This is a genomic window from Blautia sp. OM06-15AC (genome assembly GCF_003481425.1).
GTDB classification, from domain to species: Bacteria; Bacillota; Clostridia; order Lachnospirales; family Lachnospiraceae; genus Fusicatenibacter; species Fusicatenibacter saccharivorans.
Genome location: NZ_QULD01000020.1, coordinates 1 through 11,440, shown reverse-complemented (window position 1 = coordinate 11,440; position 11,440 = coordinate 1). Strand labels below are relative to the sequence as shown.

The 11,440-nt window shown below is 41.2% G+C and carries 9 protein-coding genes and 1 pseudogene; 9 read left to right on the top strand and 1 reads right to left on the bottom strand.

Features of this window, described 5'->3' with window-relative positions; genetic code table 11:
- Positions 1–373: 373 nt before the first annotated feature.
- From DXB83_RS16085 to DXB83_RS16050, 9 genes and pseudogenes are all read left to right on the top strand, one after another.
- Positions 374–2,071, top strand: coding sequence for an extracellular solute-binding protein (locus DXB83_RS16085; RefSeq protein ID WP_055220729.1), 1,698 nt, complete (start codon positions 374–376; stop codon positions 2,069–2,071).
- 101 nt (positions 2,072–2,172) lie between these two features.
- Positions 2,173–5,016, top strand: coding sequence for a beta-glucosidase (locus DXB83_RS16080; RefSeq protein WP_118697881.1), 2,844 nt, complete (start codon positions 2,173–2,175; stop codon positions 5,014–5,016).
- 57 nt (positions 5,017–5,073) lie between these two features.
- A complete protein-coding gene (locus DXB83_RS17440; RefSeq protein WP_118697880.1) occupies positions 5,074–5,235 on the top strand; it encodes a helix-turn-helix domain-containing protein in 162 nt (53 codons plus the stop codon).
- A 68-nt stretch (positions 5,236–5,303) separates the two neighbouring features.
- Positions 5,304–6,863: a carboxylesterase/lipase family protein gene (locus DXB83_RS16070; RefSeq protein ID WP_118697879.1), complete on the top strand. Its 1,560-nt coding sequence runs from the start codon at positions 5,304–5,306 to the stop codon at positions 6,861–6,863.
- 21 nt (positions 6,864–6,884) lie between these two features.
- Entirely contained in the window at positions 6,885–7,733 is an 849-nt protein-coding gene (locus DXB83_RS16065; protein WP_158555036.1) for an MBL fold metallo-hydrolase, read from the top strand.
- A gap of 140 nt (positions 7,734–7,873) precedes the next feature.
- Positions 7,874–8,479, top strand: coding sequence for a YczE/YyaS/YitT family protein (locus tag DXB83_RS16060; RefSeq protein WP_117510997.1), 606 nt, complete (start codon positions 7,874–7,876; stop codon positions 8,477–8,479).
- A 214-nt stretch (positions 8,480–8,693) separates the two neighbouring features.
- Positions 8,694–8,987: a hypothetical protein gene (locus DXB83_RS16055; RefSeq protein ID WP_158581126.1), complete on the top strand. Its 294-nt coding sequence runs from the start codon at positions 8,694–8,696 to the stop codon at positions 8,985–8,987.
- A pseudogene (locus tag DXB83_RS17315) lies at positions 8,978–9,076 on the top strand (DEAD/DEAH box helicase family protein); the annotation flags it as partial. The gene DXB83_RS16055 and the pseudogene DXB83_RS17315, both read left to right, overlap by 10 nt.
- Positions 9,077–9,346: 270 nt before the next feature.
- On the top strand, positions 9,347–9,688 hold the full coding sequence (locus DXB83_RS16050) for a nucleotidyltransferase domain-containing protein (RefSeq protein ID WP_055220717.1): 342 nt from the start codon (positions 9,347–9,349) through the stop codon (positions 9,686–9,688).
- 242 nt (positions 9,689–9,930) lie between these two features.
- Here the strand turns inward: DXB83_RS16050 and DXB83_RS16040 are convergent, their stop codons facing one another.
- Entirely contained in the window at positions 9,931–11,142 is a 1,212-nt protein-coding gene (locus DXB83_RS16040) for an IS110 family transposase (RefSeq protein WP_055218916.1), read from the bottom strand.
- Positions 11,143–11,440 lie beyond the last annotated feature (298 nt).

Below are 11,440 nucleotides of genomic sequence, written 5' to 3'. Positions count from 1 at the left end.
CCCTGGTCCCTTCTTCTGTGAATAAGAAATTATTCATTCTTAGCAAAAGACATGGGATCACCTCACAAATAATCTGAGATCATGATACCATTTCCTGACATAAATTTATTGTTTTATATGAAATTTTCAAGGTTCGCACGGGTGTACCTTTTTTTACAAAAATGATTAGTCAATATTTCTAAATTTAAAGGTTAATTCTTCTATATCTTCCAATATACTATCCATGATATCTTTTAGATAAGTAAAAACGCGCGTGAAAATCTAAAATAATTTTGGAGAGTTATTGCAATGAGAGACAAATAATAGAGGTATTGTAAAATCTCAAATGTTTGGCCTTATAGTAGGACTTTCTAAGAATATAGGGAGGAATAACATGAAAAGGAAGAAAATTTTAGCTCTGCTTATGGTAGCAGCACTCTGCGTTGGAACAGTGGCAGGATGTGGCTCCAAGGATACGGAAAGCAGTAAGAGCGAAAGCAGCAAGAATGAAAACAGCGAGAGCAGTACTGGGGACAGTAAGGATGATTTGTCACCTATAACTTTCAAGTACTACAATGCAGACGGAAAAAATGGTAACTGGGAAAATCCTGTTGCTCAGGCGATTACTGAAGCCACAGGTGTGACTTTGGATATTTCCTATCCGGTATCCAGTACAGGCGATCCTGACGAGGATATATCTTTGATGATTGCTGAGGACAAATATCCAGATATGATTTATGCTAAGCAAAGTGTAAACAGTCTGTATGAGGCAGGTGCACTTATTGATATGACAGATCTGATCGAGGAATATGGTCCAAATATTAAAAAAATGTACGGCGATGAGTTTGAAAAGCTGAAATGGGGTTCTGGAGATGAAGGAATATATCAGCTTTCTTATGCTGGTGTAGGATACCAGATTTTGGCAACCGGAGGAAACTGCCAGATACAGTACGCAGCTCTTAAGGAAAATAATTATGAATATCCTAAGACTCTGGAGGAGTATGAAGCCCTGATCAAGCAGTACCTGGCAGCACATCCTAAAACCGATGATGGTCTGGATACCATTGGTATTTCCATGAGTGCTGCTGACTGGCACTGGCTCATTACACTCAGTAATCCCGCTGGATTTATTGCTGATGGTGCACCGGATAACGGTTCCTGGCTTGTTGATGATAACTATAACTGCATTTACAAGCATGTGAGTGATAAAGAAAAAGAATATTTCAGATGGCTGAGTCGTATGTATGATGAGGGAATTCTGGATCCAAACTTTGCAACACAGACAGATGACGATTACATTGCAAAGCTTGCCAGCGGACGTGTTGTAGCTATTACTGATGCACTTTGGCATTATGGACAGGCGGAAGCAACATTGAAAGCAGAAGGAAAACTGGATAAAACATATTGTCCGCTTCCTGTGACAATTGATGCTGAGACGAAGGCACCCACACTGATGTATCAGGGTCTTCAGGTTGGATACGGACTGGCAATCACAAAGGACTGTGAGGATCCGGTTCGTGCAATTAAATTCCTTGATTATCTCTGCTCCGATGAGGGTGCAGTACTTTACAAATGGGGTGTTGAAGGAGAAAACTATTTTGTAGATGAGAATGGAATGAGATATCGTACGGAAGAAGAGATTGCAAAAGCAAGTTCTGATCCGGATTACGGAAAAAATACTGGTATTGGCAATTATACGGGATTTCCGATTTATGGAGACGGTGCAGTGGATGAAAATGGTAATCCTTACACACCTGTTACGAGAGAATCTGTAATTGCAGAGTATAACGAGGAGCAGAAGGCAGCTTGTGAAGCATGGAATGTAGAGATGCTGACCGATATCTTCCCGCAGCCAGATGAATTCGAAACACCGCCGTATTCCCCACTTTGGGCATATGCGACACCGCAGGAGATTACGAACAATGTGGAAATTCTGAATGAGATTGCATGGCCGGGACTGATTAAGTGCGTGACAGAAAGTGTAGATAATTTTGATGCAAACTGGGATAAGCTGATTGCGGATTATGAGGCTAATGGATTGGAAGAAACAGAACAGATGATGACAGATTTCCTGGCAGAAAAAATTTCATAAACAAAAATATGGAAACTGATAAAGGGACCTGATTCGTAAGGAGTCAGGTTCTTTTCATAAATGGATAAGAGGGGAATAGAAATGAAAGGCAGGGAAAAAATATGAAAAGTAATACGATATATCCGCCGATGTCCGAACGTGAGATCAGCGGTGCTGCAATATCGAGAGAAGCGGCGACGCAGGGAATGGTACTTTTAAAAAACATAAATGGGGTTCTTCCGTTAAAGGGCAGGGGAAAGATTGCCTTGTTTGGAAACGGAGCTGCCAGAACAATCCGCGGCGGAACGGGATCGGGAGATCCTTTTAACGGCGGTCTTTCCGGCGGTGGTGATCAGGATGTGGATCAGTCTCTGCGTTATCATATTAATATTCTGAATGCTATGGAAACAGAAGGTTTTGAGATTGTGAACCGGGAACAGCAGATGGCGTGGGCCAGATGCTATGATCTGGCCAAAAGAGAGATGAAGGACCAGGTCATGAGTGTTTTTGCGTTTCCGGAGGAACCGCTGACAACAGAAAAACTGGAAGAATATGCAAAAGAAACAGAAACTGCTATTTGTGTCATTTCGAGAAATTCCGGTGAGGGAAATGATCGTTTCATGAAAAAAGAAGTATCCATTGGGGATAAAAAGTATGAAATTGGAGATTACAGGCTTTCTGCAGTGGAGATGGATAATCTTAAAAAGCTGCGGTCAGCTTTTTCCTCATTGGTACTGGTGCTGAATGTTCCGGGCTCCATATCGGTGCAGGATCTGGAGGCGGCTTGTGCGGATGCTATTCTTCTCATGGGGCAGGCAGGACAGGAGGGAGGAGCCGCCGTTACCGATATTCTCACAGGTAAGGCAACACCGTCAGGAAAGCTGACCGCAACCTGGGCAAAAAAATATGAAGATTATCCTACGGCAGGCAATTTCCTTCAGGATTTTAATAAAGCAGTATATGCGGAAGGAATTTATGTAGGTTATCGTTACTTTGATACATTTAATGTTGATCCGGGTTATCCTTTTGGTTATGGACTCTCCTATACGACATTTGCACTGGGAAATCTGGAGGCATCGCTGGATGAGGATACACTGGTTCTTGGCGTAACAGTAGAAAATACAGGAGCGTTTGCCGGACGTGAAGTTGTGCAGGTATATGTTTCTGCACCGGTATCGGAGATGGATATGCCGGAACAGGAGCTGAAAGGTTTCCAAAAAACGATGTTACTGGCACCGGGCGAAAAGGAAGATATCAAAATCCGCATACCGCTGCGTAATCTTGCATCTTATAGTGAAAATGCAGGAGGTTATATTCTGTCAAAAGGAGATTATGGAGTGCGTATCGGTACTTCTTCCAGAGATACAAAACCGGTGTGCAAGATTCGGCTGGAACAAACTGCTTTGACAGAACAGGTATTGGTGGAGCTTCCGTTAACGGAAACTTTGGAGGAAAAGAAGGGGTTAACTGACCGAAAGGATGAAACTATATGGAAGGATGTACCGGTTCTTCTGGCTGTGCAGATACCGGAAACGCTGGATTCGCGTTCAGCCTATAGCGATGAAAAGGTGGTTACATATGCGACAGATACCAGCTATCAGCCGGTTATGCCTTACGAAACAGTACGGTATGTGGAAAAGAAAGAATGGAAGCTGAATGATGTGGCTTCGGGCAGAGTGTCAATGGAAGAATTTGCCGCACAGCTTGATGCTGCACAATTGGCGGATCTTTGCTGTGGTACAGGCTGGGGTGTGCAGGATGAGAACAATCCTGTGATTGGAGCCAGTTCGGAATCTGTACCTGGAGCGGCAGGGGAAACAACACACGCACTGGAAAGTTATGGTGTTTCTTCTATTGTATTGGCAGACGGTCCGGGCGGTGTGCGTATCACACAGCAGTTTGAGGCAACCGATCTGGAATCGGGGGAAAAGAGGCAGGTATACCATTACTGTACGGCATGGCCGGTGGGTACGCTTCTTGCTCAGTCTTTTGATCCGGAAATTTTGGAACAGGTAGGATGCGGAATGGCAGCAGATATGCAGGCAATGCGGATTGATTTGCTTCTGGGACCAGGAATGAATATTCAGCGTGATCCTATGTGCGGACGAAATTTTGAATATTTTTCTGAAGATCCTCTCATATCTGGAAAGATGGCGTCAGCAATGGTACGCGGTCTTCAGAGCCTGCCAGGAGGAGGTGGATGCATTAAGCATTATGCAGCTAATAATCAGGAGACGAATCGGAATGCTGTGGATTCTGTGATTGGTCAGCGGGCACTGAGGGAGATTTATCTGGAACCCTATAAAATTGCTATTCAGGAATCTCAGCCGTTGTCTATCATGAGTTCCTACAATCTGATCAACGGTGTTCCTACAGCAGATAGTTATGACTTATGTACGGATCTTGCCCGCGGAGAATGGGGATTTGAAGGTCTGATCATGACTGATTGGAACGGAGGCAGCAGTACACCCTGGAAATCCATGCATGCCGGAAATGATTTGATTATGCCGGGAGGAAAAGGAAGGGCCATGAATATTCTTCAGGCTGTGAGAACAGTTATGCCGGAGTTTGATGAACGTGGGCAGGTAATTATGGTGCAGGAAGTACCATTTGCACCGGTTTTCGCAGCCCGCTGGAATTCCTTTACGGTTGATCCGGAAGGACCGGATACAGTCATGGCACCGCTGGGTGAAGGACATACTGCCGAGATGAAGGATGGAGAGATTTTGGTTGATGGGGAAAAAGTCTACATGCAGGCAAATGATATGAAAACATTTTTCAATGATCCGGCAAGTTTTGTGCCAAAGATATGCCCGGCCAATGAGAAAGTTGCTTTTATTTTAGATGATGGCAGAGCAATCGGGTACAAAGGACATTTGGATAAGAAACCTCGTCTGTGTCTCGGAGATGTGCAAAGATGTGCAGTCCATAATCTTCGGATCATTCTGAAATGTATGGGATTATAGTAGATGGGTATCAACAATTATTGCATAATGAGGTGAAAAAGTTTAGAAAATGAGAGGATGACTGAAGCTGGAAAAGAGATTGGATATGAAAATACGGAAAACTTTTTTCGTGTGTTTAAAAAGCATTATCATATGACTCCCTCTCAGTATCGGGCTGCAATACAGGAAGAGACCAATATGCAAACTGTATGTGGAGATAGAGATGTAATAAAACGGTAACAAAAAAATGACAAAATGGTAATGAAATAAGATATACATAAAATTACTAAAGAAAGGTGGAATACAAAATGGGAAATTGTTTTTACTGTAGTAAGGCAGAACCGGTAGTTCAGACTAAGGCGGGTAAGATACGGGGATTTAAGATGAATTCTACATACACTTTCCATGGCATCAAGTATGCTGATGCTGATCGCTTTCAAATGCCAAGAGAGGTAAAACCATGGAAAGGTATTAAAAATGCTCTGGCCTACGGTTATGTGTGCCCTATGCTGATGCAGGATCATCCGTTGATGGAGGTTATGATCCCACATCGTTACTGGCCAATGGATGAGAATTGCCAGTATCTGAATATTTGGACACAGAGTCTGGATCCGGAAGCAAAAAAACCGGTTATGGTATGGTTGCACGGAGGTGGATTCTTTGCAGGCTCATCCATTGAACAGGTGGCGTATGAGGGAGATCATCTGAGTGAGTACGGAGATGTGGTTGTCGTGTCATTGAACCATCGTCTGAATATTTTGGGATATCTTGATTTATCTGCTTATGGGGAAAAATACTACAATTCTGCTAATGTGGGAAATGCAGATATGGTCGCAGCCCTTCATTGGATTCAGGACAATATTGCTGGTTTTGGCGGAGATCCAGGTAATGTAACCCTGTTTGGTCAGTCCGGTGGTGGAATGAAAGTTTATTCCCTGATGAATACACCGGCTGCAGAAGGTTTATTCCATAAGGGGATTATCCAGAGCGGCGTAATAGAAGAAGGTAAAAAAGAGGCAGAGGATGACGGTACCGCAATTGTGGAGGCCCTTCTGACGGAATTGAAGTTGGAATCCGTTGAGGATTTGGAAACGATTCCTTACTATTTCCTTGCGGAAGCATATAACAAGGTGTCACCCAAGCTGCAGGAGAAAGGACTCTACGTGGGAGGAGAGCCGAGAGCAAATTCATGGTATGCCGGTGATCCGCGCAGAGTAGGATTTACCGATGGAGCAAAAAAGATTCCGGTGATAGTGGGTAGCGTTTTTGGAGAATTTGATTTCAAGCCGGTTCTGGAGAATAGGGATGAACTGACCCGTGAGGAAACGATGAAACTTCTGGAAAAATGCTTTCAGGAGGATGCAGAAGAGATTGCAGCAGAATTCGAAAAAGCATATCCGAATAATCGCCTTGTAGATGTTCTGTCGCTGGATTATATTTTCCGTTATGCATCGAAAGATTTCATTGCGAAGAAGTCAGTACATAAGGAAGCTCCCGTATATTCCTACATGTTTAATTATGAATTCCCATATGAGGGAGGAAAACTGGCATGGCATTGCTCTGAAATCCCGTTTGTTTTCCATAATATTGACCGAATTCCTATCTGCAATGTGCCGGGAGAAACAGACCGCCTGCAGGAGAGAATATGTGGTGCCTGGATAAACTTTGCGAGATACGGAAATCCTTCCGTTCCTTCTCTTCCGCAGTGGCCGGTATGTGAGCCAGGTAAAGAGGCAATTATGATTTTTGACAATATCTGCGAAGTTAAAGATAATTATGACCACAGGCTGATGGAGCTTCTTGTTAAACATGCTCCGGCATTTACTGTACCATTAGATGAGGATGCAGAAAATGTATTTATGCACTGATGCGGAAAGGATGGAATGCATATGGCAAAGCTGACTACATATCAGGTGACGGAGATTGCAAAAGACACCTGGGTTATCAATGAGGCTGGTATGACAGCCATGTTTTTGTTAAAAGGTACGGAACGTGCATTACTCATCGATACGGGTGTCGGAATGACAGACCTGAAAAAGCTGATTTCCTGGCTGACTCCGCTTCCCTATGATGTAGTGCTGACACATGGACATCCGGATCATATCGGAGGAGCTGCTCAGTTTGAAGAGGTATATATTCACGAAAAAGATGAGGATAGTCTTAAACCGATAAATTATGATAGCATCGCAGATTATGTGGAACTTTTGGGAAATATGGGAGCTTACGATGTGTATGACTGTAGCCCTGCGGATATCCGGCGGATACAAAAGATGCCAAAATGTCTTCCTTTGAAGGAGGGGATGGTGTTTGAGCTGGGGGGACGCAGTATCGAGGTAATTGAGACACCGGGTCATACATCGGGAGGCTGTTGTTTCCTTGATCGGAAAGAGCGAATCCTGTTTTCTGGAGATGCCTGCAATGGTAATCTGCTCTGCAGAGACAGTATTAATACACTATTGGGAGCTCTGGATAAAATCAAGTCCTATGAAAGTGAATTTGACCGCAATTTTAATGGCCATGTGGGATATGCGGGAATGCCTTTCGTTGGTTCCATGGATCATAGCATCATGAATACAGCGATACGCATCTGTGAGAATATCCTTTCAGGAACTGCGAAAATCGAGGATGGCGGTAAGAATGCGTTTGACGGAGATTGCAAGGTTGCGACAGACGGAAGAATCCGTATTGTATTTTCCCCAGACAGACTGATAGATGAAGGTGAAATTCCAGTAAGATAAACACAACAGACTCCGCTGGGGTTAACTTAAGCCTGAAAGCCTTGAAATCAAGACCTTTGGGCTTTTTATAAGTGTGCCATCAAGGCAGAATCTCCGGTTCTGGTGGCTTACAGTACCATAGAAATGATGAGGTAATAAGAATGAAAAAATATTTTTTGTATTTTCTTGGTTTGAATTTAATAGCTTTTGCTGTTGTATTAAATGTTCGCTTTGATTTAGGAGTTGCTGCTTTTAGTTCTGTGATGTATTCAATATCACAAATCTATAACATTTCTTTAGGAACAGCTTCTATTATCTGTTACTTAATATTTGTTATTATTCAATGTATTTTATCCAAAAAGATCACAGTTACTTTTATTTTAGAAATTCCGTTATCGTTTGCTTTTGGTTGGTTGACTGATTTATATGATTTTATAATTCCTACATTATCGTTAAGTTTATACTTAAGGGTTATTTGTTTTATTATGACGATGTTCATTACTGCAATGGGCGTATTTTTAAGCGTGAAAACAAATCTTATTTTAACACCAACTGATGGTATTGTAAAAACTATTTCAGAAGTCTTCTCTTTTCCTTTTTCAATAGTGAAAAATACTTTTGATATTACACTTGTGTTTGTCACTATTATTTTATGTTTAATTAATCATACCCATTTTTATGGTCTTGGTATAGGAACCATACTGACAGCCTTATTTATAGGAAGAATTATTAATATTTATGAAAAAAAGATACAGTTATCTTTTTAAAGGTGGCAATTGGGTATTACGATGCTAAACTGTTGGGGTTTAGTCATATATTGAAATAATCGTATCTGTATGATAGTATATCAGATGGAGAATGTCTCCATCTGATATGTCATTTACGGCGAATATCTATTATAATTATAGGGACTGTATTCAGAAACATATTATTCCCAGAATTGGCGGTCTGAGGCTGCTTGCGCTCAATCAAGGGCATCTGATGAAAATGTATAAAGAACCTGTAAAACAATATTCTGCTATTCCTAAAAGGGCAAGAACAATTATGAATACCTCTATGAGATACGCATTATCGAAAAGGTTGATTATGACGAATCCCTGTGAAGGTTTGGAACTGCCAAAAGGAGTAAAAAAGTCAAAGTATTATACGATTATTGTAGATGAGACTAAAACATATACTTTGGAGCAGGTAAAACTGTTGCTGGAAGCATCGAAGGAGACACGGATCCATATGCAGATGGTCTTTGCCTTGTTAATGGGGCTTAGCCAACCTTGATCATAGCGCACAATAAAACACTTGCAGCACAGCTGTATGGTGAGTTTAAGGAATTCTTCCCGGAAAACGCAGTGGAATACTTTGTCTCCTAGTATCTTGATATTAATTTGCATACCATATATTGATTTGGAAAGGTAAAATAATACTATATAAAGCATAATAAACGATGCGTTAAAAGTAAATGGACATGATGGATTGGCTATAACGGTGAACAAAATTCGTCGAAGAAAGTAGTAAAATTGATACATGGAAAATACTGATTGAGAAACGAAGGTAAACTGGTTATAATAAAATCAAGAAGAAAGATTTGTGAATCGAGAAACTTATAGTATTATCAGCAGAAAATGAGGTGATGATGTATGCCAAAGATTATGCAGGATTTAATTAAACAGTATGTGGAAGAGGTCAAGAAGATTTATGGTTCCCATGTACGTCAGATAATCCTTTATGGTTCTTATGCAAGGGGTGACTTCCGTCCGGATTCTGATGTGGACATTATGATTCTGGTAGATATGTCAGATCTGGAATTAAAGGCATATGCACAACAGCTCTCGTACATGACCTATGACTTTAATATGGATCATGACACGGATATTAAGCCTATTGCAAAAAGTGAAGCACATTTTAACAAGTGGATTGTGAACTATCCATTTTATTCCAATATTCATAAAGAAGGGGTAGTTTTGTATGGAGCAGCATAATCAGGAAATCGGTACTAGACGGGATCTGGTGTTATATCGTCTGGAAACAGCCCGAAATGATCTGAAATCAGCAAGAGCATTGTTTTCTATTGAAAACTGCGCGTCGCATTCTCGTTACTTTAGCCTGCAAATAAAAAGTCAATACTAAAATTGAAGAAAGTTAAAAAACTTTACAGGTTAAAAATTAGGCATTAAAATAAGGCCACCACAACCAGTGCTGGTCTGAAAGTAAAAGTTTTGAATTAGCTTGGATCAGGAAGAACAGAAAGATATTCTTTCACTCGTCCATAGTATATTCTGAGAAATTTATTAGCACCTGCAGTCATATAAACATAGTAAGGCTTACCCTGGGTGCGTTTTCTGTCCATGAATTGATATACAGGATCATCCTGAGGCATGGTTTTGATAAGAACATCCATTACTTGAAAAAGAGTCTTTCTTAAATTTGAAGATCCACGTTTGGATGTTGGGACGCTTTTTTGGGCATAGGAACCAGATTCGTTTACCCCAGGATCAACTCCGGCGAATGCAGTAAGGGCTCCTTTATGCGTGAATCTGGTTACATCACCGATCTCAGCCATAAGCTGTGGACCGAGAGATGGACCAATCCCTTTAAACTGCATGACAATTGAGTATTCAGGAAGCTTTGAGGCAGTCTCGTTCATGAGAGTGCGTATTGTTTCGACAGTAACGGAAGTACTGTTGAGCTGATCGACAGCTTGTCTGATGATATGTTTGGTTATTTCATTCTTAGGAAATACTGGAACAAGTTCCTTTGTTTTGGTGTAAATTTCTTCCGCTTTTGATTTATTGAAGGCATATTTTTTGCGCTTGCACCAGTTCTGATAATGTTCAACAAAAGCGTTTAGAGACATTTTACGAATGCAATCTACATGCCAGTATGTAGAGACAAAATCAACCCATTTCTGGGAACCATCACTGCGGGTGGGACTATTGAAATAAGTATTTGCATTTGGATAGGTCTGGTCAATGAGGCCAATAAGATTATTTTTCATAGCCGTTTTTTGTTTCACATAGAAATGAAACTGACGATTCATGACCTTTAGCTGAGCGCGTAATTCATCTGTAATACTATACGGTTCAAGACTTTGCCATTTGTCAAGAGCGTAGCGGGCAATCTTGACAGAATCAGCTTTGTCGGACTTGATTTTGCGAAGAGAATCGTTATTAAAATCTTTGACCAACTTGGGATTAACAGCACTGACAAAGAGATCTGCTGCTGAAAGCTGGTGAGCAAGTGCTTCGTAGTAGCGGCCGGTATGTTCCATTACAACCCGGGATTCACCTTCGATAGAATGAATAAGTTTAATAAGTGAATGGATATCACTGGATGTGTGCTTAATCTCAAAAGGAGAGGATACAATCTCCCCAAATGGTCTCAGAATTGTAACCATACTTTTACCTTTTGAAACATCGATACCTACTGCGTTCATAAATTTATCACTCCTTAAAAAATATTACAATGGATAAATACCAGTTTTACTCATTACCTGTTCAAACTACTGTGTGTGACACGAATGCACCTAATGTGATTCAACCTGCATAAAACGAACACTGTGAATGAGGAGCCGGTTATCAGTCTAAAGTACGGACGCGAGGTCCAAGTGATGAAGTCGATATACCATTGCATCCTACATTCTAACAGTTTAAGTAATGAGATGGATAAATCCTTACTGGAAGTAAGGGGATTACCCATAAATATATTGTAGTAGTGATGAGTTAGACGCGCAA